General features: G+C 68.8%; 20 protein-coding genes and 1 tRNA gene. 11 read left to right on the top strand and 10 right to left on the bottom strand.

The features are described from left to right. The first annotated feature begins 119 nt into the window (after nucleotides 1-119). On the top strand, nucleotides 120-425 hold the full coding sequence (locus EPD82_RS00755) for a hypothetical protein (RefSeq protein WP_055422583.1): 306 nt from the start codon (nucleotides 120-122) through the stop codon (nucleotides 423-425). On the opposite strand, the gene hemF is transcribed toward EPD82_RS00755, so the two are convergent. The 7 genes from hemF to metG all read right to left on the bottom strand — a co-directional run bounded on the left by hemF (nucleotide 409) and on the right by metG (nucleotide 9,436). Beyond that, complete coding sequence (hemF, locus tag EPD82_RS00750; RefSeq protein ID WP_055422584.1) at nucleotides 409-1,371, bottom strand: oxygen-dependent coproporphyrinogen oxidase; 963 nt, start codon at nucleotides 1,369-1,371, stop codon at nucleotides 409-411. The two genes, EPD82_RS00755 and hemF, sit on opposite strands and share 17 nt — an antisense overlap. Then, the gene (purD, locus tag EPD82_RS00745) at nucleotides 1,368-2,678 is read right to left on the bottom strand and encodes a phosphoribosylamine--glycine ligase (protein ID WP_141054319.1); all 1,311 of its coding nucleotides are present in this window, start codon (nucleotides 2,676-2,678) and stop codon (nucleotides 1,368-1,370) included. Before purD ends, hemF begins: the two co-directional genes overlap by 4 nt. Before the next feature lie 27 nt (nucleotides 2,679-2,705). Continuing rightward, complete coding sequence (gene purH, locus EPD82_RS00740; RefSeq protein WP_055422586.1) at nucleotides 2,706-4,289, bottom strand: bifunctional phosphoribosylaminoimidazolecarboxamide formyltransferase/IMP cyclohydrolase; 1,584 nt, start codon at nucleotides 4,287-4,289, stop codon at nucleotides 2,706-2,708. A gap of 22 nt (nucleotides 4,290-4,311) precedes the next feature. Beyond that, nucleotides 4,312-4,560: a helix-turn-helix domain-containing protein gene (locus EPD82_RS00735; protein WP_055422587.1), complete on the bottom strand. Its 249-nt coding sequence runs from the start codon at nucleotides 4,558-4,560 to the stop codon at nucleotides 4,312-4,314. Continuing rightward, entirely contained in the window at nucleotides 4,557-5,570 is a 1,014-nt protein-coding gene (dusB, locus tag EPD82_RS00730; RefSeq protein ID WP_055422588.1) for a tRNA dihydrouridine synthase DusB, read from the bottom strand. Before dusB ends, EPD82_RS00735 begins: the two co-directional genes overlap by 4 nt. An 81-nt stretch (nucleotides 5,571-5,651) precedes the next feature. Continuing rightward, nucleotides 5,652-7,337, bottom strand: a complete 1,686-nt coding sequence (locus EPD82_RS00725) for a SulP family inorganic anion transporter (protein ID WP_141054315.1) — start codon at nucleotides 7,335-7,337, stop codon at nucleotides 5,652-5,654. Next, the gene (metG, locus tag EPD82_RS00720; RefSeq protein WP_141054312.1) at nucleotides 7,334-9,436 is read right to left on the bottom strand and encodes a methionine--tRNA ligase; all 2,103 of its coding nucleotides are present in this window, start codon (nucleotides 9,434-9,436) and stop codon (nucleotides 7,334-7,336) included. The genes EPD82_RS00725 and metG overlap by 4 nt, the downstream gene beginning before the upstream one ends. Before the next feature lie 51 nt (nucleotides 9,437-9,487). Between metG and EPD82_RS00715 the strand changes: the two genes are divergently transcribed. Then, nucleotides 9,488-9,572 (top strand) — tRNA-Leu (locus EPD82_RS00715). 31 nt (nucleotides 9,573-9,603) lie between these two features. Here EPD82_RS00715 and EPD82_RS00710 read toward each other — a convergent pair. Both EPD82_RS00710 and mtnA read right to left on the bottom strand, forming a co-directional pair. Beyond that, complete coding sequence (locus EPD82_RS00710; RefSeq protein WP_141054309.1) at nucleotides 9,604-10,233, bottom strand: class II aldolase/adducin family protein; 630 nt, start codon at nucleotides 10,231-10,233, stop codon at nucleotides 9,604-9,606. Further along, nucleotides 10,230-11,306, bottom strand: coding sequence for an S-methyl-5-thioribose-1-phosphate isomerase (gene mtnA, locus EPD82_RS00705; RefSeq protein ID WP_141054306.1), 1,077 nt, complete (start codon nucleotides 11,304-11,306; stop codon nucleotides 10,230-10,232). Before mtnA ends, EPD82_RS00710 begins: the two co-directional genes overlap by 4 nt. A gap of 98 nt (nucleotides 11,307-11,404) precedes the next feature. Between mtnA and EPD82_RS00700 the strand changes: the two genes are divergently transcribed. From EPD82_RS00700 to EPD82_RS00660, 9 genes are read left to right on the top strand one after another with little or no spacing between them, the layout of a single operon-like run. Beyond that, nucleotides 11,405-11,668 carry a PP0621 family protein gene (locus EPD82_RS00700; RefSeq protein WP_072247882.1) on the top strand — a complete coding sequence of 88 codons (264 nt, stop codon included), beginning with the start codon at nucleotides 11,405-11,407 and terminating at the stop codon, nucleotides 11,666-11,668. After that, nucleotides 11,655-13,175: a two-component system sensor histidine kinase NtrB gene (locus tag EPD82_RS00695; protein ID WP_141054302.1), complete on the top strand. Its 1,521-nt coding sequence runs from the start codon at nucleotides 11,655-11,657 to the stop codon at nucleotides 13,173-13,175. Before EPD82_RS00700 ends, EPD82_RS00695 begins: the two co-directional genes overlap by 14 nt. 52 nt (nucleotides 13,176-13,227) lie before the next feature. Further along, nucleotides 13,228-13,815 carry an anthranilate synthase component II gene (locus EPD82_RS00690; RefSeq protein ID WP_141054299.1) on the top strand — a complete coding sequence of 196 codons (588 nt, stop codon included), beginning with the start codon at nucleotides 13,228-13,230 and terminating at the stop codon, nucleotides 13,813-13,815. A 48-nt stretch (nucleotides 13,816-13,863) separates the two neighbouring features. Beyond that, on the top strand, nucleotides 13,864-14,916 hold the full coding sequence (gene trpD, locus EPD82_RS00685) for an anthranilate phosphoribosyltransferase (RefSeq protein ID WP_141054296.1): 1,053 nt from the start codon (nucleotides 13,864-13,866) through the stop codon (nucleotides 14,914-14,916). Then, nucleotides 14,913-15,713 (top strand): indole-3-glycerol phosphate synthase TrpC, encoded by an 801-nt coding sequence (gene trpC / locus EPD82_RS00680; protein WP_055422596.1) that lies wholly within the window; start codon nucleotides 14,913-14,915, stop codon nucleotides 15,711-15,713. Before trpD ends, trpC begins: the two co-directional genes overlap by 4 nt. A gap of 38 nt (nucleotides 15,714-15,751) precedes the next feature. Next, complete coding sequence (locus EPD82_RS00675; RefSeq protein WP_072247875.1) at nucleotides 15,752-16,777, top strand: efflux RND transporter periplasmic adaptor subunit; 1,026 nt, start codon at nucleotides 15,752-15,754, stop codon at nucleotides 16,775-16,777. Continuing rightward, complete coding sequence (locus tag EPD82_RS00670) at nucleotides 16,774-19,830, top strand: efflux RND transporter permease subunit (protein ID WP_141054293.1); 3,057 nt, start codon at nucleotides 16,774-16,776, stop codon at nucleotides 19,828-19,830. Before EPD82_RS00675 ends, EPD82_RS00670 begins: the two co-directional genes overlap by 4 nt. A 43-nt stretch (nucleotides 19,831-19,873) precedes the next feature. Further along, a complete protein-coding gene (locus EPD82_RS00665) occupies nucleotides 19,874-20,527 on the top strand; it encodes a protein-L-isoaspartate O-methyltransferase family protein (RefSeq protein WP_141054290.1) in 654 nt (217 codons plus the stop codon). After that, a complete protein-coding gene (locus EPD82_RS00660; protein WP_206202118.1) occupies nucleotides 20,524-21,879 on the top strand; it encodes a TolC family outer membrane protein in 1,356 nt (451 codons plus the stop codon). The genes EPD82_RS00665 and EPD82_RS00660 overlap by 4 nt, the downstream gene beginning before the upstream one ends. On the opposite strand, the gene EPD82_RS00655 is transcribed toward EPD82_RS00660, so the two are convergent. After that, complete coding sequence (locus EPD82_RS00655) at nucleotides 21,854-23,212, bottom strand: 3-deoxy-D-manno-octulosonic acid transferase (RefSeq protein WP_141054287.1); 1,359 nt, start codon at nucleotides 23,210-23,212, stop codon at nucleotides 21,854-21,856. The two genes, EPD82_RS00660 and EPD82_RS00655, sit on opposite strands and share 26 nt — an antisense overlap. Nucleotides 23,213-23,240 lie beyond the last annotated feature (28 nt).

Below are 23,240 nucleotides of genomic sequence, written 5' to 3'. Positions count from 1 at the left end.
ATTGTAGCAAGAAGGCGCTTTGCCGCCGTACTTTGGGCGAAACACCTTTTTACGCTGGCGAAGCGCCAGGGACGCTATTCTGTAGTCAGGAAAAAGACAGCTTTGCCGGAGGAAGGATCATGAATACGAAGAAGATCGTGCTCGGACTGGGAGCCCTGTTGCTGGGAGTGACGTCGGCGTGGGCGGGAAGGCCGGGGGAATGGGGCCATCATCCAGGGCGGCCGGACGTGGTGGTGATCGAGCGCCATGACCATGGGCGTCATTACGGTTGGGATCGGCGGCCGGTGACGGTGGTGCGTGAGAAGACGGTGATCTATCGCGACTGGGCGCCGCCGCCGCGGGTGGTGGAGTATCGCTATGCGCGGCCGTACTACGGTCCAGGCGTGACGATCGACGTCTCGCCGGTTTTCATTCCGTTCCGGTGAGCGGAGCCTCGGCCGAGCGTTCGGCCCAGTCGCGTGGCCTGAGCGCTTCGTAGAGCGCCGCCTCGGGGCTGCCGGGCTCGGGGTGCCAGTCGTAGCGCCAGCGCGCGAGCGGCGGCAGCGACATGAGGATGGCTTCGGTGCGCCCGCCGCTTTGCAAGCCGAAGTGGGTGCCGCGGTCCCACACGAGGTTGAATTCGACGTAGCGCCCGCGGCGATAGGCTTGGAAGTCGCGCTCGCGCTCACCGTAGGGGTGGGCGAGCCGCCGCTCGAGGATGGGGAGATAGGCTGGAAGGAAGGCATCTCCCACGGCCTGGGCGAGCCGCCAAGCGGATTCGAAGGGGATGGTGCCATCGGACCCCAGATCGTCGAAGAAGAGGCCGCCCACGCCGCGCGGTTCTTCGCGGTGCTTGAGGTAGAAGTACTCGTCGCACCAGCGCTTGTAGTGGCGATAGTGCGCCTCGCCGAAGCCCGCGCCCAGCACCGCGTCGCGGCAGGTGCGGTGAAAGTGCACGATGTCCTCGACGAAAGGGTAGTAGGGCGTGAGATCCATGCCGCCGCCAAACCACCACACGGGCGGCAGCCCTTCGGCGGTGGCGACGAAGGCGCGCACGTTGAGGTGTACGGTGGGGCAGTAAGGATTGCGCGGGTGCAGCACGAGCGACACGCCCAGCGCCTCGAAGGCACGCCCGGCGAGTTCCGGCCGCCGGGCGCTCGCCGAAGGCGGCAGGCTCGCGCCGCGCACGTGGGAGAAATTGACGCCACCGCGCTCGAGCACCGGGCCGTCTTCGGTGATGCAGGTAAGCCCGTCGCCCGTGAGCGCTTCGCCCTGCGGCCGTTCCCAGCGCTCTTCGCGAAACGCGCGGCCGTCGAGTGCGGCGAGCGCCTCCACGATGCGCGTCTGCAGCGCGAGGAAATGGCGCCGGATCGCGGCGGTGTCTGGCATCATGGATGGTGGCGGTTAAGCGCCCGGTGGCCGATGTCGCGGCGCATCTGTTTGCCGGCGAACTCGATGCGGTCGGCCACGGCATAGGCGCGCGCGATCGCCTCGCGCAGCGTCTCGCCGAGCGCGGTGACGCACAGCACTCGCCCGCCATGGGTGACGATCTGCCCTTCGCGCTCGGCGGTGCCGGCGTGAAAGACGAGCACCGGTTCCTGGGGTTCGAGCGGGGTGCATTCCTCGGGCAGCCCCGTGATGACGTCGCCCTTGCGCGGTGCTTCCGGATAACCGGCGGCGGCGAGTACCACGCCCACGGCCGGGCGGCGGTCCCATTGAGCTTCGACTTCGAGCAGGGAGCCGGCGAGCGCCGCTTCGATGAGATCGACGACGTCGGTCTTGAGTCGCGCGAGCAGCGGTTGCGCCTCGGGGTCGCCCAGGCGGCAGTTGAATTCGACCACCCGCGGTTCGCCCTGCGGCGAGATCATGAGGCCCGCATAGAGAAAGCCGGCGTAGGGCGTGCCCTCGGCGGCCATGCCGGCGAGCGTGGGCTGGATGATCTCGCGCATGACGCGGGCGTGCACGTCGGGGGTGACCACCGGCGCGGGGCTGTAGGCGCCCATGCCGCCGGTGTTGGGGCCACGGTCGCCGTCGAGCAGGCGCTTGTGGTCCTGGCTGGTGGCAAACGCAAGCGCGTTGCGCCCGTCGGCAAGCACGATGAAGCTTGCCTCTTCGCCTTCCATGAATTCCTCGATGACCACGCGCGCGCCAGCATCTCCCATGGCGTTGGCCACGAGCATGCGGTCGATCGCCTCGTGCGCCTCGGCGAGCGTCTGCGCCACGACCACGCCCTTGCCGGCGGCGAGCCCGTCGGCCTTGACGACGATGGGCGCCCCTTTGGTTTCGACCCAGGCGTGCGCTTGCGCGGCGTCGGCGAAGGTCTGGTAGGCGGCGGTAGGGATGCCATGGCGCTGCATGAAGCGCTTGGCGAAATCCTTGCTCGCCTCGAGCTGGGCAGCGGCCTGGGTCGGGCCGAAGATCACGAGCCCTGCCTCGCGGAAGGCGTCGACGATACCGGCGGCAAGCGGCGCTTCCGGCCCGACGACGGTGAGATCGACGTGCTCGAGCCGGGCGGCGTCGAGCCATTGTTCGATCGTGCTTGCCGGCAGGTTGCGGCATTTCTCCGTGCGGGCGGTGCCGGGGTTGCCTGGGGCGACGAGGACGTGCTGCACGCGCGGTGACTGGGCAAGCTTCCAGGCGAGCGCGTGTTCGCGCCCGCCGCTGCCGATGACCATCACGGTGAGGCCGTGTTTCTTCATGGGGGTTCGCTCGTTCTTGGCAGACGGTCAGTGACGGAAATGGCGGATGCCGGTGAAGACCATGGCCAGGCCATGCTCGTCGGCCGCGGCGATCACCTCTTCGTCGCGTACCGAGCCTCCGGGCTGGATGACGGCGGTGGCGCCGGCTTCGGCGAGCACGTCGAGCCCGTCGCGGAAGGGGAAGAAGGCATCGGAGGCGACCACGCTGCCGCGCACCTCCAGCCCGGCGTTGCGCGCCTTGATGACGGCGATGCGCGAGGAGTCGACCCGGCTCATCTGGCCGGCGCCGATGCCCACGGTGCGTCGCTCCTTGCCGTAGACGATGGCGTTCGACTTGACGTATTTGGCCACGCGCCACACGAAGAGGAGGTCGCGCATCTCCTCGGGGGTGGGCTGGCGGCGGGTGACGACGCGAAGCTGGTCCGGATCGAAGGAGACGGCATCGGGTGTCTGCACCAGGAGCCCTCCGCCGATGCGCTTGTACTCCCATTGGGCGGGATCGGCGCCCAGTGGGCAGCGCAGCACGCGCACGTTCTTCTTCGCTGCGAGCACTTTGAGCGCCTCGGCAGTGTAGCCCGGTGCGATGAGCACTTCGAGGAACTGCGCCGCCACGGCCTGGGCCGCTGCCGCATCGACGGGCACGTTGAAGGCGATGATGCCGCCGAAGGCGGAGGTGGGGTCGGTGGCAAAGGCCCGCAAGTAGGCTTCGAGGGGGTTTTCTCCGAGCGCGACGCCGCAGGGATTGGCGTGCTTGACGATGACGCAGGCAGGACCATCGGCGGCGGGTTCGAAGCTCTTGACGCATTCCCAGGCGGCGTCGGCGTCGGCGAGGTTGTTGTAGGAGAGCTCCTTGCCTTGCAATTGCTGCGCCTGGGCGATGCCGCCGGCGGCCGCGCGCGGGTCGCGGTAGAAGGCGGCGCTCTGGTGGGGGTTCTCGCCGTAGCGCAGGTCCTGCACCTTGTCGAAAGCAGGCTGGAAGGCGGCGGGGAAGCGGCTGGTCTCACCTGCCGGGGTGCGGGCGGTGAGGTAGTGCGAGATGGCGGCGTCGTAGCGTGCCGTGTGCGTGAAGGCTTTGGCGGCGAGCCGGTAACGGGTGGCGTAGCTCACGCGGCCGCCGTTGGCGTGCATCTCGTCGAGCAACGGCGCATAGTCGGCCGGGTCGGTGAGCACGGCCACGCCGCCTTGTTCGTTGCCGTGATTCTTGGCCGCGGCGCGCACCATGGCCGGGCCACCGATGTCGATGTTCTCGATCGCTTCTTCGAGGGTGCAGCCGGGGCGCGCCACGGTCTGCTCGAAGGGGTAGAGGTTGACGGCCACGACGTCGATGAGCGGGATGCCCTGGGCGGCGAGTGCGGCCAGATGCGCTTCATCGTCGCGCCGCGCGAGGATGCCGCCGTGCACGCGCGGGTGCAGGGTCTTGACGCGGCCATCGAGCATCTCGGGAAAGCCCGTGTGCTCGGCCACGTCGGTGACCTTCAGCCCTGCTTCGCGCAGCGCCTGGGCCGTGCCGCCGGTGGAGAGCAGCCTCAGGCCCAGCCGTTCGAGGCCGCGGGCGAATTCGACGATGCCGGTCTTGTCCGAGACGCTCAGGAGCGCATATCTTTCTGTCATGATGGTTTTCCGTGCGTGGAGGTCAGCCGAGTTGGTATTGCTGGATCTTGCGCCGCAGCGTGTTGCGGTTGATGCCGAGCATCTGCGCCGCCAGCGTCTGGTTGCCGCCGGCGCGCGTGAGGATGTAGCGGATGAGTTCACATTCGACCCGATCCATCACCAAGGCATGCAGCCCCGTGGGTGTCTGGCCCTCGAGGTCGTGGAAATAGCGCTCGAGGGTGGCGAACACCGCCCGGCCGAGCTCGTCGCGGCATTCGGGCACCGGTTTCATGCGCAGACCTCGGCGGTCGTTTCCAGGGATTCGATCCGTCGGGCGGCCAGATCGCCGAAGAACTCGTCGATCGCCGCGCGCTGTTCGGTCACCGTCTCGAGCTGGTTCATGCGCTGACGGAAGGCGGCCGAGCCGACGAGCCCCTTGGTATACCAGGAAATGTGCTTGCGCGCGACCTTCACGCCCGTGGTTTCACCGTAGAAGGCGTAGAGGTCTTCGAGGTGCTCCAGCAGCAGGGCGCGGATCTCGGGCGGCGAGGGCGGCGGCAGATGCTCGCCGGTGGCGAGGTAGTGTTCGATCTCGCGAAAGAGCCAGGGACGCCCCTGGGCGGCGCGGCCGATCATCACGCCGTCTGCGCCGGTGTAGTCCAGCACGGCGCGGGCTTTCTCGGGCGTGGTGATGTCGCCGTTAGCGATCACGGGAATGGAGACGAGCGTCTTCACCAGGGCGATGGTGTCGTATTCCGCCTCGCCCATGTACTGGTCGGCCCGGGTGCGGCCGTGGATGGCGAGCGCCCGGATGCCGCAGGATTCGGCGATGCGCGCCAGGCGCGGGGCGTTCTTGTTGGCGCGGTTCCAGCCGGTGCGCATCTTGAGTGTCACCGGCGTGTCGGGCACGGCACGCACCACGGCTTCCAGGATGCGGGCGGCGAGCGCTTCGTCTTGCATGAGCGCCGAGCCGGCATAGACGTTGCACACTTTCTTCGCCGGACAGCCCATGTTGATGTCGATGATCTGCGCCCCGCGCTCGACGTTGTGTCGCGCCGCCTGCGCCATCATCTCGGGGTCGGCACCGGCGATCTGCACGACGATGGGTTCGACCTCTCCGGTGTGATCGGCCCGGCGCAGGGTCTTGGCGCTGCCGTAGAGCAGCGAATTGGAGGTGACCATCTCGGAGACCGCCAGCCCGGCACCCAGGCGCTTGCACAGCTGCCGGAACGGACGGTCGGTGACTCCGGCCATCGGGGCGACGAAGAGGTTGTTGCGCAGGCGAAAGCCGAGGTAGTCCATCGCGTTTGGGGAAAGAGGCTCGTTGAAGGAAAAGGATCAAGTATACCGCAGCACGACCTGGCGACGGGCGCCGAACCTGCGTCAAGTATAGGAAATCTCGGGTTCCTTCCGCTGCAAGCCTTCGGCCCAGGCGAGAGCGTCTTCGAGGTTGCGTCGCAGGTTCTCGCGACCGATCTCGTCGATGAAGCCTGCCTTGCGCAGCGTGCGGAAGACGTCGCGGTTCAGTTCGGCGAGTACGAGCGGGATGCCGCGTTTCTTGAGCTCGCGGGCGATGGCGCGCAGCGTATCGAGTCCCGAAGCGTCGATGCTCACGAGCTTGCCCAGGTCGAGCACGACCACGTCGGGCCAGTCTTCGGTGTCGAGGAGCTCGTCGAGCTTGTGAATGGCGCCGAAGAAGAGCGAGCCGGAGATGCGGTAGGCGGCCACGCGCAGCGACCCGTCCTCGCGCCGGAAGCGGTGTGCGTCGGGCCGTCGCTCCAGCGGCAGCCGTTCGACGTGGGTGAAGCGCGCCATCTGGTAGATGAAGGCGAGGCTCGCGAGCACCATGCCGACTTCGACGGCGATGGTGAGGTCGAAGAGCACGGTGAGGGCGAAGGTGGTGAGCAGAATCACGCGATACTTGGTGCTATAGCGTCTGAGCGCAGCGGGGGCCATTTCGTGCCAGTCGCCCATATTGACTGCAGTGACGAGCACGATGGCGGCGAGCGAGGTGAGTGGCACGTGGGCGGCAAGCGGCGCGAGCACGAGTACGACGGCGAGCAGGGTCAGGGAATGGACGATGCCGGCCACCGGGGTGCGGCCGCCGGCGCGCACGTTGGTGGCGGTACGGGCGATCGCGCCGGTGGCGGCGAAGCCGCCGAAGAGGGGTGCGACGACGTTGGCGATGCCCTGCGCCATCAGCTCCTGGTTCGGGTCGTGCCGGTCGTCGATCATGCTGTCGGCCACCCGGGCCGAGAGCAGGCTCTCTATGGCGCCGAGCAGCGCGATGGCGATCGCCGGTGGCAGCAGTTGCCCTAGGCGGGTGATGTCGAAGGCTGGCAGCGATGGCGTGGGGATCGTCTGGGGAATGCCGCCGAAGCGTGTGCCGATGGTCTCCAGCGGCAGGGAGAAGAGCATGTTCACGGCGGTGGCAACGATCAGTACCGCCAGCGGCCCTGGCAGCCGCGCGAGCCAGCGCTGACGGCGCGCGTAGCGGTTCCAGGTGAGCAGGAAGGCGAGCGAGGCGAGCCCGAAGCCGAGCGTAGGCCAGTGCGCGGTGGGCAGCGCCGTGGCGAGCGCGTGCATCTTGCCGAAGAACTCGGCCGGGACTTTGTCGATCGACAGGCCGAGGAAATCCTTGATCTGGGAGAGGAAGATCACCACGGCGATGCCGTTGGTGAAGCCGATCACCACCGGCAGGGGGATGAAGCGGATGAGCGTGCCGAGCCGAGCCGCACCGAGCGCGAAGAGCAGCAGGCCGGCGAGCATGGTTGCCACCAGCAGGTTCGCTTCGCCGTGGGCGGCGACGATGCCATAGACGATGGGAATGAAGGCGCCGGTGGGGCCGCCGATCTGCACCCGCGAGCCGCCCAGGGCGGAGATGAGAAAGCCGGCGACGATGGCGGTCCAGATGCCGGCCGAGGGAGACATGCCACTGGCGATGGCAAACGCCATGGCGAGCGGCAGCGCCAGCACGCCCACGGTGGCGCCAGCCGAGAGGTCGGCGAGGAACTGCCCGCGGTCATAGCCGCGTAGCGTCTCGATGAGGCGCGGGCGGAAGAAGCTCATTTGATTCTCATGCCGGGGGTTGCGCCTTCGTCGGGCGAGACGAGGTAGATGCCGGGATGGGTGCCGCCCGGGTCGGAGGCGGCGAGCACCATGCCCTCCGAGAGGCCGAACTTCATCTTGCGCGGCGCGAGGTTGGCCACCAGCACGACCAGGCGGCCGACGAGCGCGGCGGGATCGTAGGCCGATTTGATGCCGGCGAAGACCTGCCGCACCTTGGCGCTGCCGTCTTCCTCGCGCTCGCCGGCGTCGAGCAGCAGCCGCAGCAGCTTGTCGGCGCCCTCGACCGGCTCGGCGGCGATGACGCGCGCCACGCGCAGGTCGACGCCGAGGAACTGCTCGAGCGTGATCGGCGCGGCCGCTTCGGGCTTCGCTTCGGCAGGTTTGGGCGCAGGAGCGACCGGAGCGAGCGCTTCGCGGTTGGCTTCGATGAGCGCGTCGATCGCCTTGCGCTCGATGCGGGTGAGCAGGTGCTCGTAGGCTTCGATCCGATGCCCGGCCGGCAGGGGCGCCCAGTCTTCTCCCCAGCACAGCGGCTCGATGGCGAGGAATCGCTCGACGCGGGCCGCGGTGCGCGGCAGGACTGGCTTGAGGATGCGGGTGAGGTCGCGGAACATGGTGAGCGCCGTGGAACACACGCGCTGCAGCCGCTCGGGTTCGCCGCTCTTTGCCAATTCCCAGGGCTTGTGCTCGTTGATGTAGTGGTTGGCGGCATCGGCGAGCGCCATCGCCTCGCGCAGCGCCCGACCGTAGTCGGCGTCTTCGAAGGCACGATGCAGCCGCTCGTCGCGGTGGGCAGTCTTGAAGGGGGCGAGCGCTGCGGCATCGACGGGTCCGAGCCGGCCCTCGAAGCGATCGGCGATGAAGCGGGCGGTACGGCTGGCGATGTTGACGTACTTGCCCACGAGGTCGCTATTGACCTTGGCGATGAGATCGTCGAAGCTGAGGTCGAGGTCTTCGAAGGTGCCGTTCGACTTGGTGGCGAAGTAGTAGCGCAGCCATTCCGGATCGAGCCCGTGTTCGAGCCAGGAGCGGGCGGTGATGAAAGTGCCGCGGCTCTTGCTCATCTTGGCGCCGTCGACGGTGAGAAATCCATTGACGTACTCGCGCGTGGGCGTGCGATAGCCGGAGAAGTGCAGCATCGCCGGCCAGAAGAGGGCGTGGAAGTAGAGGATGTCCTTGCCGATGAAGTGCACCATCTCGGTGCCGGCTTCGGCGGCGCGGCGCGCGTCGATGTACTCGGCCACGTCGATGTCGCCCCGGCGCTTGGCGAGCGCCAGGAAACTCGCCAGATAGCCGATGGGGGCATCCAGCCAGACGTAGAAATACTTGCCGGGGGCATCCGGGATCTCGAAGCCGAAATAGGGGGCATCGCGCGTGATGTCCCAGTCCGAGAGACGGTTCTCGCCCTCTTCGCCGAGCCATTCCCGGATCTTGTTGGCCGCTTCGAGGCTCAGGTGCGGTTCGCCGCGCGCGTTGGTACCGCGCGTCCAGCGGCGCAGGAATTCCACGCAGCGGGGGTCCGAGAGCTTGAAGAAGTAGTGCTCGCTCTTCTTGAGCACGGGCTTGGCGCCGGAGACGGCGGAATAGGGGTTCTTGAGTTCGGTGGGGGAATAGGCTGCGCCGCACGCCTCGCAGTTGTCGCCGTATTGATCCGGCGCGCCGCAGCGCGGGCATTCCCCTTTGATGAAGCGGTCCGGCAGGAACATGCCTTTGACCGGGTCGTAGAACTGCTCGATCTCGCGCGCTTCGATCAGACCCGCCGCCTTGAGCTTGCGGTAGATGTCTTCGGCGAAGAAGCGGTTCTCCTCGCTGTGCGTGCTGTGGTAGTGATCGAAGGCGACGAGGAAGTTGGCGAAATCGCGCGCGTGTTCCTGCTGCACGCGGGCGATGAGCGCTTCGGGCGTGATGCCTTCTTTTTCCGCGCGCAGCATCACGGGCGTGCCGTGGGTGTCGTCGGCGCAGACGTAATGGACCGTATGCCCGCACATGCGTTGGTAGCGCACCCAGACGTCGGCCTGCACGTAGCCCACGAGGTGGCCGAGGTGGATGTCGCCGTTGGCGTAGGGGAGCGCGTTCGTGACGAGGATCTTGCGGGTCATCTCCGGTCCTGATCTTGGCAGCGGGAGGCTTCGATTATAATGGTTCGCCGTGCCCGGGTGGCGAAATTGGTAGACGCACCAGATTTAGGTTCTGGCGCCGCAAGGCGTGGGGGTTCGAGTCCCTTCCCGGGCACCAAAAGCACCGTTCAGGTGCTTTTTTATGTCTTTCAACGCCGGCCATAGCCGGCGATGGCCTCCTGTGCTTCGGCGATCTCTTCGTCTGTGAGATGGACCGGCTCGCCGAGCGTGCGGGCCCTCAGGTAGTGTTCGCACAGGGTTTCCAGCTCCTGCGCCAGGGCGAGCGCCTGGGGGAGGTCGCGGCCGAGGACGAGCATGCCGTGGTTGGCCATGAGGCAGGCGCGGCGGCCTTCGAGGGCTTCGAGCACGGCGTCGGAGAGCGCCTGGGTGCCGAAACGGGCGTAGCGGGCGCAGCGCACGTCGGGGCCGCCGAAGCGCAGGATCATGTAGTGGAAGGGGGGAAGGCCGCGGCGGTGGCAGGCGAGCGCCGTGGCCGCCGGGCTGTGGCAGTGGACGACGGCACCGGCCTCTGGCCGACTGCGGTAGAGGTCGCGGTGAAAGCGCCATTCGCTCGACGGTGGCCAGGGACCGGAGGAGATGCCTTCGAGCGTCATCGGCACCATCATCTCGGCGCCGAGTTCTTCCGGGGGGATGCCGGAAGGGGTGATGAGGAAACCTTCGACGGTGCGTACGCTGAGGTTGCCGGCGCTGCCGGGGTTGAGCCCGGTCTCGGCCAGGCGCCGGGCGGCGGCAAGAAGCGCCAGGGCGGCATCGGTCATCGGTCGGGCTCCGGGAAGAGCTTGGCGGCGGCGAGCGGTGCGGGCCAGGCACCGGTCTCGGTGAGGATGGCGGTGATCCAGCGCGCAGGGGTGAGGTCGAAGGCGGGGTTGCGCACCCGGGCCGGCAGTGGCGTGAGGCGCACGGGAACGGGCTCGTCCGCCCCGGGCGGCAGGCCGGCGACGGTGAGGACTTCGTCGGCGGCGCGCTCCTCGATGGGGATGGCGGCGCCGTTCGGACAGGTGGGATCGAACGTGGTGGCGGGCGCCGCCACGAGGAAGGGCACGCCGTGGGCGTGCGCGGCGAGGGCCTTGAGGTAGGTGCCGATCTTGTTGGCGACGTCGCCGTTGCGGGCGATGCGATCAGCCCCGACGAGCACGAGGTCGATGTCGCCCTGGGCGATGAGCAGACCGGCGGCGTTGTCGGCGATGAGGGTGGCGGGCACGCCGGCTTGCGTGAGCTCCCAGTGGGTGATGAGGCCCTGGTTGCGCGGGCGGGTTTCGCTGACGAAGACTTCGAGCGCAATGCCGGCAGCGTGGGCGAGGTAGAGGGGGGAAAGCGCCGTGCCCGCGCCGCAGGTGGCGGCCCAGCCGGCGTTGCAGTGCGTGAGCACGCGTACGGGGCGATCGAGCCGGCACGCCAATTCCTCGATCCAGGGTAGGCCGGCGCGGCCGATGGCCTCGCAGCGTTGGGCGTCGTCGGCGCGCTGGCGTTCGGCCTCACGCCAGGCAGCAGCGGGGCGCTCGGAGGGCGGCAGCGGCGCGAGCACGGCGCGCTGCGCTTCCAGCGCGAGGCGCAGGTTCACCGCGGTGGGGCGGGTGGAAAGCAGCCGGGCGATGGCGTCTTCCAGGGCGGCGTCGCTTGCGTCGCGCTCCAGGGCGAGCGCGAGGCCATGGGCGGCGGCAACGCCGATGAGCGGTGCGCCGCGCACGCGCAGGGCGACGATGGCTTCGAGCACGTCGTCGAGCGTGCCGAGCCGGCGCTCGACGACGCGCCAGGGGAGTCCGGTCTGATCGATAATGACGATGGAGTTGCCGTCGCGGCGCAGGGTGGCAAGCGGGGGAGTGAATGACATCGTGTAGGCAACGTCGGTCCGGGCAGAGAAAATCATAGCACGGCAGGAACATGGGCACGCGCTACAATCGCTTCTTTGGTCCGGTTCGGGATGCGGTGATGCGTTGGTTGTTCTGGTTCGTGGTGCTGCTGGCGGTGGTGTGGTGGGTGCGGCGGCGTTTTCTCGACGGCGGGGGATCGCGTCCGGGCGAGGAGAGCGCGCGGTCGGGGCGGGGGCACAGGAAGCCTTCCGCGGAGGCTGAGCCGATGGTGCAGTGCGCCCGCTGCGGGGTGTTCGTGCCGGCCTCCGAGGCGGTGCGCGCCGGGGGGCAGACCTTCTGCTGCGAGGCGCATCGGCAGGAAGGCGCGCGTGCGCGGGAGTGAGCCTTCCATCGCCGGCATGGCGGGAACGGTCGGCCGCCTAGGCGATCTGCTGCGCGTGGCCGTGGCCGGCGTGCTGCTGGTGGGCGGGCGACAGATGTCGCTGGGCGAGGAATGGCCGTCGGCCTTCCTGTGGCTGAGCGTGGGCTACTTCGGCGCCGCCGTGGCATTGGCGGTGTTGCGGCCGCTGCGCCTGCGCCGGGCCGGTGCCTGGGTGACGGCGGCGGTGTTGTTGGACGTGGCGGCGCTCACCGGGGTGATGACGGTGAGCGGCGGATTCCGCTCGGGACTGGTTCCTTTCCTTTATCTGGCGGTGGGCGGGGCTTCGCTGGTGGTATCGCGCCGGCTTGCCGCTTTTTACGCGGCGCTGGTGGCGCTTGCCCTGCTGGGAGAAAACCTGTGGCGAACCGGGGAGGGAGGGGGGCCGAGCGATACCTATCTCGTGGGCTTGAGCGGAGCGGGAGCCTTTGCGGTGGCCTTGGCGGCGCAGGCGGTGGGAGAGCGTCTGCGCCGGGCGGAAGCGTCGATCCGGGCACAGCAGGAGACGCTCGCCTGGCAGCGGGAGATCAACGATCGCATCCTACGCGAGCTGCGCGACGGGGTGCTGGTGATCGACGACGAAGACGTGGTGCGCTACGCCTCGCAGCCGCTGCGGCAGTGGTTGGGGCGGGAGCCGGTGGGGGAACGCGTCGAAGAAGTCCTGCCCGGAGTGGACCGGCTGCTGGCCCGACGCGGCGGGGAGCGCTGGGTGGCGGTTCAGGGGCGGCGGCTGCGCTGCCGGGCGACGGTGCCCTACCGCGGCGGCGGGTGGCTGGCGTTCGTGAGCGACCTGGAAGAGGTGAGCCGCGAATTCGAGCGCAACAAGCTCGCCTCGCTCGGAACCCTGGTGAGCGGGGTGGCGCACGAGGTGCGCAACCCTCTGGCGGCGGTAGTACAGGCGCTGGAGCTGATGCGGGGTGAGGAGAACGCGGCGGCGCGCGAGCGCTTGCTGGCGATGGCGCTCGACAACGCGGAGCGCATCGAGCACCTGGTAGAGGACATCCTGTCTTTGGGGCGGCGGCAACGGCCGCAGCCAGAAGTGCTCGATCTGGCTGGGTGGCTGAGGGAGTGGCGGCGCGAGGCGCTCGCGCGGCTCGGCCGCGGCGAGGAGGAAGTGGTGCTGGAGGTGGGCGAGGGCTTGCGCATCTGGATCGACCCCCTGCATTTGCGGCACATCCTCGACAATCTCGTCGACAACGCGGCGCAGTTTGCGAGCCGCCGCGCTGGGGCGATCCGCGTGCGCGCCCGGGCCGAAGGGGAGCGGGTGTGCGTCGAGGTGTGCGACGATGGACCGGGTGTGGCACCGGAAGTGCGCGAGCGCTTGTTCGAACCGTTCGCGTCTTCCCGGCCCGGTGGCACAGGCCTTGGGCTGTACGTGGCGCGCACGCTCGCGCAGGCGAACCAAGCAGAAGTGGAGTGGGTCGATAAGGGATGCTTTCGGGTGTGGCTGCCGCGGCCGGCGCAAGAGTGAGCACGGCGGTGGTGTGTACAATGGACCGTCCGACGGTCTGGGAGAAAGGGCGATGTTGCTGCTGATCGACAATTACGACAGTTTCACGTGGAATCTGGCACAGTACTTCGGCGAGCTCGGGGCGCAGGTGAAGGTGGTGCGCAACGACGAGGTGACGGCGGCGCAGATCGCGGCCTGGCGGCCGGAGTACCTGGTGATCTCGCCTGGGCCGTGCTCGCCGCGCGAGGCAGGCATTTCGGTGGAAGTGATCGAGCGTTTCGCCGGCGAGATCCCCATCTTCGGGGTGTGCCTGGGGCATCAGGCGATCGGGGCGGCGTTCGGCGGGCGCATCGTCCATGCCAAGCGCCTGATGCACGGCAAGACTTCGCCCGTGTTCCATCGCGGCGAGGGGGTGTTCGAGGGCTTGCCCAATCCGGTGGAGTGCACGCGCTACCATTCGCTGGCGGTGGAGCGCGAGTCGCTGCCCGAGTGCCTGGAGGTGACGGCCTGGACCGAGGACGGCGAGATCATGGGCTTACGCCACCGCACGCTGCCGGTGGAAGGGGTGCAGTTCCATCCGGAATCGATCCTGACGCAGCATGGGCACGAGATGCTGGCCAATTTCCTGCGCCAGCATGCGCCGCAGCCGGCGGCGGCCTGAAACGCGGCAAGGGAACGGGGTTTTCGATGAATCGGACGAGGGGTTGAAGTGGGAACGAAGATCACGCCGCGGGAGGCGTTGCAGCGCACAATCGAGCTGCGCGAGATTTTCTACGACGAGATGCTGGATCTGATGCGCCAGATCATGGCCGGCGAGGTCTCGCCGGTGATGATGGCGGCGATCCTCACCGGGCTGCGCGTGAAGAAGGAGACGGTGGGCGAGATCACCGCCGCGGCCCAGGTGATGCGCGAACTGGCGCTCAAGGTGGAAGTGCCACCGCCGCACGATCATCTCCTGGACGTGGTCGGCACGGGGGGGGATTCTTCACACACCTTCAACGTGTCGACCACGAGCGCCTTCGTCGTCGCCGCGGCAGGGGGCAAGGTGGCCAAGCACGGCAACCGCTCGGTGTCGTCCAAGTCCGGCAGCGCCGACGTGCTCGAGGCGCTGGGCGCGGACATCGAGTTGCCGCCGGAGGCGGTGGCGCGCTGCATCGCCGAGGTGGGAGTGGGATTCATGTTCGCGCCGGCGCACCACAGCGCCATGAAGAACGTGGCGGCGGTGCGGCGCGAGATGGGCGTGCGCACCATCTTCAACATTCTGGGGCCGCTCACCAACCCGGCCGGGGCGCCGAATTCGCTGCTGGGCGTATTCCACCCCGATCTGGTGGGGATCCTGGTGCGGGTGATGCAACGGCTCGGTGCCAAGCACGTGCTGGTGGTGCACGGGCTCGACGGGCTCGACGAAATCACCCTGGGCGCGGATACGCTGGTGGGTGAATTGAAGGAGGGCGAGATCACCGAGTACCGCATCCATCCGGAGGATTTCGGCCTGCCGATGGCCTCGAGCCGCAACCTCACGGTGGGCGACGCGCAGGAATCGCGGGCGCGGCTGCTGGCGGTGCTGGAAGGCGAGCAGGGCCCGGCGCGCGACATCGTGCTCTTGAACGCCGGGGCAGCGCTCTATGCGTCCAACGTCGTTCCTTCGATCGCCGAGGGCATCGAGCGCGCCCGCGAGGCGATCGACTCGGGCGCGGCGCGGGCCAAGGTCGATGAATTCGTCGCCGCCACGCGCCGTCTGGCGCAGGAGTCGGGGCGATGAGCGACGTCTTGCAGCGCATTCTCGCACGCAAGCGCGAAGAGGTGGCCGCGGCGCGGGCGGCCAAGTCCCGGACGGAGCTGGAGGCGGCAGCGCGGGCGCGGCTCGAGCGCGATGCGCCGCGCGGGTTCGTTGCCGCCATCGAGCGCAGGCTTGCGGCTGGTGAGCCCGCGGTGATCGCCGAGATCAAGAAAGCGAGCCCCTCCAAAGGGGTGATCCGGCCCGAGTTCGACCCGGCCGCGATCGCCCGCGCCTATGAAGCGGCCGGTGCCGCGTGTCTGTCGGTGCTCACCGACCGGGAGTTTTTCCAGGGATCGCCGGAATACCTCGCGGCGGCGCGCGCGGCCTGTGTGCTGCCGGCGCTGCGCAAGGATTTCCTCGTCGATGAATGGCAGGTGTGGGAAGCCTGCGCCCTCGGCGCCGATGCGGTGCTGCTGATCGTGGCGGCGCTCGAGGATGCGGCACTGCGCGATCTGGCCGCCTTGGCCCAGGAGCTGGGGCTGGACGTGCTGGTGGAAGTGCACGACGCGGCCGAGCTCGAGCGCGCGCTCGCCCTGCCGGTGCGGCTCGTGGGCATCAACAACCGGGACCTGCGTACCTTTGCCGTGTCGTTGGAGACCACCTGGGCGCTCTTGCCCCGCATTCCGGCCGACCGGATCGTGGTGACGGAATCGGGCATCGGCACGCCCGAGGACGTGGCGGCGATGCGCACGCGCGGCGTGCAGACTTTTCTCGTGGGCGAAGCCTTCATGCGCGTGCCCGACCCGGGCGCGGCTTTGCGCGCGCTCTTTTTTGCCTGAGATTGGGGAGTGCGCCAGTGCGGCGATGGGGATGGGTGATGGCGGCCTGTGTGCTCCTTGCCGCCTGTGGGCGGCAGGAGACGCCGGCGCAGCAGCAGGAGCAGGCGGTGGTGGTGCGCACGGCACCGGTCCGGGCGGCGGAGCCAGCCCCGCTGGTGCTCTCCGGCACGGTGCGGGCGCGCTACGAGTCGCCGCTCGCCTTCCAGGTGGGCGGGCGCATCGTGGCGCGGCTCGTCGACGCAGGGGCGACGGTGCGGGCCGGGCAGACGCTGGCGCGGCTCGATCCAAAAGACGTGCTCGCCCAGCTCGAGGCGGCGCAGGCGGCGGAGCGTGCCGCCCAGGCGCAGTGGCGTCTGGCGCAGAACGAGCTCGCGCGCACCGAGCGCCTGGCGGCGCAGCGCTTCGTCGGTGAGCAGGCGCTCGATCGGGCGCGCACCCAGCTCGAGGCCGCGCGCTCGCAGCTCGAGGCGGCGCAGGCGCAGGAGCGGCAGGCGCGCCACGCCATGGAATATACCGAGCTGCGCGCTCCGGCCGACGGCGTGCTCATGGAATGGAGCGCCGAGCCGGGGCAGGTGGTGGCGGCGGGGCAGCCGGTGGCCATGCTGGCACAAAAGGGCGAGCGGGAGGTGGAAGTGGCGCTGCCGGAGCGCTTCGGCCGGCAGCCGCCGCCGCGTGGTGAGGCCGTCCTGCCCGACGGCTCAGCGGTACCGCTCGAACTGCGCGAGGTGAGCGGAGCGGCCGATCCGGTGTCGCGCACCTTCCGCGCGCGCTATCGCCTGCTCACTGCCGAGCCGCCGCCCCTGGGCAGCGTGGTGCAGGTACGCCTGCCGCAGCCGCCGGTGGAAGGCTGGGAAGTGCCGGTGGGGGCGATGGACGAGCGCGGCGCTGGTCCGCGGGTCTGGCGGGTGAAGCAGGGGCGCCTCGAAGCGGTGCCAGTGGAGGTGCTGGCGGTCGAGAACGCCACGGCGCGCGTGCGCGGCCCTCTCGAGGCCGGCGATCATGTGGTGGCTTTCGGCACCCACGTGCTGCGCGAGGGGATGCGGGTCGAGGAGCGCGCACCGTGAGTTTCCCCAATCTCTCGGCGCTTGCCGTGCGCGAGCGCGCCGTCACCCTCTTCTTTTTGATCCTGTCGGCGCTCGCGGGGCTGTACGCCTTCCTCGGCCTGGGGCGGGCGGAGGATCCGGCCTTCACCGTGCGCATCCTCATGGTGTCGGCGCTGTGGCCGGGTGCGACGGCGCAGCAGATGGAAGATCAGGTGGCCCACCGCCTGGAGAAACGGCTGCAGGAGCTGGAATACCTCTACCGGTTGACGACGACGGTGCAGCCGGGACGGGTCGACATCCAGGTGGAGTTCGAAGGGTACGTGCCGCAGCGCGAGATCGGGCGGCTGTTCTATGAAGTGCGAAAACGCATGTGGGACGAAGGCCCGACGCTGCCCAAGGGGGTGATCGGCCCCGTCGTCAACGACGATTTCTCCGACGTCTATTTCAGCCTGATGGCCCTGACGGCGCCGGGAATGCCTTCGTGGGATCTGGTGCGCGAGGCCGAGGCGCTGCGCGACCGGCTCGCCCGCGTGCCCGGCGTGCAGAAGGCACAGCTCATCGGCGAGCGTCCCGAGCAGATTTTCCTGGAGCTCGACCTCGACCGTCTCATCCAGCTGGGGCTGACGCCGCAGGCGGTGTTCGATGCGATCGACGCGAACAACGCCCTGGTGCCGGCCGGATTCATCGACACCGCCGGGCCGCGGGTGTACGTGCGGCTTCCCGGGGCGGACCTGTCGCAGGTGGGGCGCATCGCCGCGGTGCCCTTGCGCGTGGGCGGACGCATTCTCACCGTGGGGGAACTGGGCAAGGTGCGCCTGGGGATCGAGGATCCTCCCTCTTTCCTGGTGCGGGCCCACGGCGAGGAAGCGATCCTTCTTGGCGTGGTGATGCAGCGCGGGGAAAACGGCCTCGAGCTGGGCAAGCGGCTCGCGCGCTTCGTGGCCGAAGAAAAGGCCCGCTTGCCGGCCGGCATGACGCTCTCCGTGCTCACCAACCAGGCCGAGGCGATCGCGCACGCCGTCGATCTCTTCCAGGTGAAGTTCCTCGTGGCGGTGGCGGTGGTGATGGGGGTGACTTTCCTCACCTTGGGCTGGCGCGCCGGGGTGGTGGTAGCCGTGGCCATTCCGGTGACGCTGGGGCTCACCTTTCTTGCGATGCGCTGGAGCGGGATCGACCTCGACCGCGTCTCGCTCGGCGCCCTGATCCTCGCCCTGGGCTTGCTGGTCGACGATGCCATCATCGCCATCGAGATGATGATCGTCAAGCTCGAAGAAGGCTGTGACCGGATCGCGGCGGCCGGCCATGCCTGGAACGTGACGGCCAAGCCCATGCTCTTCGGCACGCTGGTGACGGTGGCAGGATTCCTGCCCATCGGCTTTGCCCGCTCGGCCGTGGGGGAATACGCCGGGAACATCTTCTGGGTGCTCGGCTACGCCCTGGTGATTTCCTGGTTCGTGGCGGTGGTTTTCACACCTTATCTGGGCGTGAAACTGCTGCCGTCCTACCGCAAGCGCGAGGCCGGGCATGGGGTGTACGATTCCCCGGCCTACCGCCGCTGGCGCGCGGCGATCGCCTGGTGCGTGGACCGGCGCAAGACGGTGGTGACGGCGACGCTCGGCTTGCTCGCACTGGGGGTGGCCGCCATGGTCGGGCCGGTGCAGAAGCAGTTCTTTCCCAGTTCGGATCGGCCGGAGGTGTTGGTGTCGATCTGGCTGCCGGCGGGCTCGGCCATCGAACGCACCGACGAGGTGGCACGGCGCATCGAGGCGATCCTCGCGCCCTTGCCAGAGGTGCGTTCGGTGTCGGCCTATGTCGGTCGCGGGGCGCCGCGCTTCTTCATCTCGGCCAACCCCGAGGAGCCCGATCCGGCTTTTGCCAAGATCGTGGTCGTGACCCAGGGGGTGGAAGCGCGCGAGAAAGTGATCGCGCTCTTGGAGCAGCACCGGCAGGCAGGGGAATTTGCCGAGGCGCGCATCCGCGTGCACCGCCTTCTCTATGGTCCGCCGGTGCCCTGGCCAGTGGCGTTTCGGGTGGTGGGGCCGGATCTCGAGGTGCTGCGCCGTCTGGGTGAGGAGGTGCGCGCGGTGATGGCAAGGAATCCTCACGTGCGCGACGCGCATCTGGAGTGGAACGAGCGCGCGCCGGCATTGGTGCTGGAGGCGCCGGCCGAGCGCCTGCGGGCCATGGGCTTGACGCCGCGGGAAGTGGCGCGGCAGCTGCAGTTCGCTTTGAACGGCATCCCGGTGACCGAGGTGCGGCGCGACATCCGCACCGTGACGCTGCTCGTGCGCGGCGAGGCGGCGGTGCGCGACCCGGCGCGGCTCGAAGGCCTCGAGCTGCGTACCCTCGACGGCGCCCGCGTGCCGCTGGGGCAGGTGGGGCGGCTCGAAGTGCGCCACGAGGAAGTGCGCTACAAGCGCATGGATCGGGAGCGTTTCGTCGCGGTGCAGGGCGAACTCGAAGGGGCGCAGGCGGTGGACGTGACCGAGGCGCTGTGGGAAGCGCTCGCGCCGCTGCGCGCGGCACTGCCGCCCGGATACCGTCTCGAGGTGGGGGGCACGGTGGAGCAGTCGCGCAAGGCCGATGCATCCATCCAGAAACTGCAGCCGGTGATGGTGGCGGTGATGCTCATCCTCATCATGCTGCAGATGCGCGAGTTTGCCGGCACCTTCATGACCGTGGCCACCGCCCCCCTGGGCGTGATCGGGGCGGCGACGGCGCTGCTCGTCTTCGGCAAGCCGTTTGGCTTCGTGGCGCTTCTCGGTTTGATCGGCCTGGCGGGGATCCTGATGAGGAACACCCTCATCCTCACGCAGCAGGTACGAGACAATCTGGGGGCGGGAATGACGGCGACCGAAGCGGTGGTGGAGGCGGCGGTGCGGCGTACGCGGCCGGTGCTGCTCACGGCGCTGGCGGCGGTGCTCGCCTTCGTGCCGCTCGCGACCGATACTTTCTGGGGGCCGCTTGCCTACGTGCTGATCGGCGGCGTGATGGCAGGCACGCTCATCACCCTGTGCTTCGTGCCGGCGCTCTATGCGCTGTGGTACCGCCTGCCGCGGCGCGAAATGGGCTAGAATCGTAAGATCGTTCCATTTTCCGGTCGTAGGGAGCATGAGCATGGATTTCGAGCGGGCGCGGTTCAACATGGTGGAGCAGCAGGTGCGCACCTGGGAAGTGTTCGATCAGCGGGTGCTGGAGACGCTGATGACGGTGCGGCGCGAACAGTTCGTGCCGCAGTCCTACCGGACTCTGGCTTTCGCCGAAGTGGAGATCCCGCTGGGCTTCGGGGAGCGGATGCTGCGGCCGGTGATCGAAGGCAAGGTGCTGCAGGCGGTGCAGCTGCAGAAAGGCGAGATCGCCCTCGAGGTCGGTACCGGTTCGGGCTACTTCGCCGCCTGCCTCGCGCACCTGGGGCAGTGGGTGCACAGTGTCGAGATCGTGCCGGAGCTCGCCACGCGCGCGCAGGCAAACCTCGAGGCCGAAGGGTTCGACAACGTCGAGGTGATCACGGGCGACGGACTCAAGGCGCTCGCGGCGCCCGGCCCTTTCGACGTGATCGTGCTCTCGGGCGGGGTGCCGGAAGTGCCGCGTTTCCTGCTCGATGCGCTCAAGGCCGGAGGCCGGCTCTTCGCCTTCGTCGGCGACGAGCGCTTCATGCACGGCCGGCTCTACACCTGTTCCGAGCCGGGTAAGGTGCGCTACGAAGACCTCTTCGAAACGGTGGTGCCGATGCTGCGTGTGCCGCAGCCGGTAGCGTCGGCGTTGGTATGAGCGAATCGTACGCGCGAAGGCGCGGCGCCGCCCGCACGCTGCTGCGGCGCATCGCCTTGGGTATGGGCGCCGTGGCCGCCTTTGGCGCCGGTGCTGCGCAGGCGGCCGACCTGCTCGCGCTCTACCGCCAAGCCTTGGTGCAGGATCCGAGCTATGCGGCGGCGCGCGCCTCGATGATGGCCGGACAGGAAAAGACCGTGCAGGGGCGGGCGCTGCTCTTGCCGAACGTGGCGCTCGACGCCAACGCGCTGCACAACCGCCTGGAAGCGAGCGAGCTCGACAAGGATTACGGGTCGCACCAATGGACGGTACGGCTCACCCAGCCGCTCTTTCGCCTGCAGAACTGGGCGGCGGCCAAGCAGGGCGAGCTGCAGACGAGTTTGAGCGACCTGCAGTGGGCGCAGGCGCAGCAGGACGTGGCGCTGCGCCTGGCCCAGGCCTATTTCGACGTGGTCGCGGCGCAGGAAGCGGTGGCGGCGGCCGACGAGCTGCGCCGCGCCGCCGGCGAGCAGCTGCAGTTTGCCAAGAAGAGCTTCGAGGTCGGCACCGTTACCATCGTCGATGTCGACGAGGCCCAATCGCGTTTCGATCTGGCCGATGCCCAGCTCATCGCGGCGCAGAACCAGCTCGACGTGGCGCAGCAGGCTCTGGCGGCCATCGTGGTCGACTTGCCGCAAAAGTATGCCCACTTGCGGCCGGAAGTGAAACTGCGCGGCCCCGATCCGGCGCCGATGGATCCCTGGGTGGAGGCGGCACAGAAGGACAACTTCCTGGTACAGCAGGCGATGGTGAGCCGCGAGATCGCCCAGCGCGAAGTCCAGCGGCGCCGCGCGGGGCATCTGCCTAGCGTGGACGTGGTGGCGCAATACGGCAAGTCGAAGGACCTGTCGCGTTTTCCGCCGTTGCATACCGAGACGGTGGAGTCATCCCGGATCGGGGTGCAGCTGACGGTGCCGCTCTACGCTGGTGGCGCCATCCAGTCGCAGGTGCGCGAAGGGGCGGCGCTGCTCACCAAATCCGAGCAGGACGAGGAATACGCCAAGCGGCAGGCGGTGCTGAGCGCGCGGCAGGCCTATCTGGGTCTGACGAGCGGGCTGGCGCAGGTGAAGGCGCTGGAAGCGGCGCTGCAATCGTCCTTGTCGAACCTCGCATCCACCAAACTGGGCTACGAAGTGGGGGTGCGCATCAACGTCGATGTGCTGAATGCCATGGCGCAGGTGGCCGATGCGCGCACCCGGCTTTCACGGGCACGTTACGACACCTTGATGTGGCAGCTGCGGCTGAAAGCGGCGGTGGGACGGCTGTCGGAAGAGGACCTGGCCGCGGTCAATGCGCTTCTGGCCGAGGAGTGACGGGACCATCGATGCCGCGCTGCTCGAATCCAGGCTCGTGCTTGAGCCAGGGGGCGAGCAGGGCGAGCGTGCGTTCGGTGGCGCCGCGATGCGCTGCGAGGAAGATGGCACCGTGGGCGATCACTGCGGCGCGCTCGTCGGGCTGCTCGATCCAGCGCTGGGCGAGTTCGATCGCTTCCTGCGGGGTGCGCACCTGCACGATGGCCCGTGCCGCCACGCCCAGGGAAACGACCTCGGCGAAATTCTCCGTATGCGGCCCGACGATGGGGGGCGTGCCGGCGGCGAGCGCTTCCAGCGGATTCTGTCCGCCGTGGCGCTCCCAGCTGCCGCCGATGATGGCCACGTCGGCGAGCGCGTAATAGGCGTAGAGCTCGCCCATGCTGTCGCCGAGCCAGACGTCGTCTTCGGGGTGCGGCAAGGAGGCGCTGCGGCGGCGGTAGCGCAGCCCGTGGCGCTCGACGAGGCGGGCGACTTCGTCGAAGCGCTCGGGGTGGCGCGGCACGATCACCAGAAGCGGCGGTTCGCGGAAGAGGAAATCCTCCCGTTCGGCCCATTCCTGCCGCAACCCTTCCCAGGCGCGCAGGAAACGGGCTTCCTCGCCTTCGCGGCTGCTGGCGAGCACGACGACGGGGCGGGGGCCGATGGCCTCGCGCCAGGTGTGCGCCAGCGCGATCGCCGCGGGCTCCGGGCTCCAGTCGAACTTGAGATTGCCGGTGACGACGACCTGACGCGCCCCCAGCGCGCGCAGGCGCTGCGCATCGGCCGCGCTCTGCGCTCCGACTTGCACGAAGGCTTTCCATTCGAGCGGCAGCAGCCAGCGAAAGCGCCGGTAGCGGCGGAAGGAACGCTCCGAGAGCCTGGCGTTGGCGAGCACGAGCGGCACGCCCCGGCGCTTGGCCTGCTGCAACCAGTTGGGCCAAATCTCGGTCTCCATCACGATGCCCAGGCATGGACGCGCACTTTCCAGGAAACGCCGCACCCAGTGGCTGTGATCATAGGGCGCATAGGCTTGCACGATGGCGGGATCGTGGGCCCAGAGCCGCTGGCCGGTCTCCAGCCCCGTGGGCGTCATGTGGGTGACGAGAAGCCGCAGCCGGGGATAGCGGCGGCGCAGCGCCCGTACCAGGGGGTGGGCCGCGCGCGTCTCGCCCACCGAGACGGCGTGGATCCAGACGGTGTCACGCGCCTCTTCGGGCAGCGCGATGCGACCCAACCGCTCGCGCCAGCGCTGCGCTTCATGGGGGTCGCCGCGATGGCGCAAGCGGTGGCGCAGCCGCAGCCACGGCCAGGCGAGCCGCCAGAGGGCGTCGTAGATGTGATAACGTAAAGACACGGGCGCCGTCGCAGAAGGTGGGCGATGG

Source organism: Tepidiphilus succinatimandens (genome assembly GCF_006503695.1).
GTDB classification, from domain to species: domain Bacteria; phylum Pseudomonadota; class Gammaproteobacteria; order Burkholderiales; family Rhodocyclaceae; genus Tepidiphilus; species Tepidiphilus succinatimandens.
Note: the sequence above shows the minus strand (reverse complement) of the source record. Positions and strands in the feature narration are given on the sequence as shown.

Coding starts and splice junctions, on each gene's coding strand:
- EPD82_RS00755 (WP_055422583.1), top strand. CDS start 120: ATGAATACGAAGAAGATCGTGCTCGGACTGGGAGCCCTGTTGCTGGGA.
- hemF (WP_055422584.1), bottom strand. CDS start 1,371: ATGATGCCAGACACCGCCGCGATCCGGCGCCATTTCCTCGCGCTGCAG.
- purD (WP_141054319.1), bottom strand. CDS start 2,678: ATGAAGAAACACGGCCTCACCGTGATGGTCATCGGCAGCGGCGGGCGC.
- purH (WP_055422586.1), bottom strand. CDS start 4,289: ATGACAGAAAGATATGCGCTCCTGAGCGTCTCGGACAAGACCGGCATC.
- EPD82_RS00735 (WP_055422587.1), bottom strand. CDS start 4,560: ATGAAACCGGTGCCCGAATGCCGCGACGAGCTCGGCCGGGCGGTGTTC.
- dusB (WP_055422588.1), bottom strand. CDS start 5,570: ATGGACTACCTCGGCTTTCGCCTGCGCAACAACCTCTTCGTCGCCCCG.
- EPD82_RS00725 (WP_141054315.1), bottom strand. CDS start 7,337: ATGAGCTTCTTCCGCCCGCGCCTCATCGAGACGCTACGCGGCTATGAC.
- metG (WP_141054312.1), bottom strand. CDS start 9,436: ATGACCCGCAAGATCCTCGTCACGAACGCGCTCCCCTACGCCAACGGC.
- EPD82_RS00710 (WP_141054309.1), bottom strand. CDS start 10,233: ATGACCGATGCCGCCCTGGCGCTTCTTGCCGCCGCCCGGCGCCTGGCC.
- mtnA (WP_141054306.1), bottom strand. CDS start 11,306: ATGTCATTCACTCCCCCGCTTGCCACCCTGCGCCGCGACGGCAACTCC.
- EPD82_RS00700 (WP_072247882.1), top strand. CDS start 11,405: ATGCGTTGGTTGTTCTGGTTCGTGGTGCTGCTGGCGGTGGTGTGGTGG.
- EPD82_RS00690 (WP_141054299.1), top strand. CDS start 13,228: ATGTTGCTGCTGATCGACAATTACGACAGTTTCACGTGGAATCTGGCA.
- trpC (WP_055422596.1), top strand. CDS start 14,913: ATGAGCGACGTCTTGCAGCGCATTCTCGCACGCAAGCGCGAAGAGGTG.
- EPD82_RS00675 (WP_072247875.1), top strand. CDS start 15,752: ATGGCGGCCTGTGTGCTCCTTGCCGCCTGTGGGCGGCAGGAGACGCCG.
- EPD82_RS00665 (WP_141054290.1), top strand. CDS start 19,874: ATGGATTTCGAGCGGGCGCGGTTCAACATGGTGGAGCAGCAGGTGCGC.
- EPD82_RS00660 (WP_206202118.1), top strand. CDS start 20,524: ATGAGCGAATCGTACGCGCGAAGGCGCGGCGCCGCCCGCACGCTGCTG.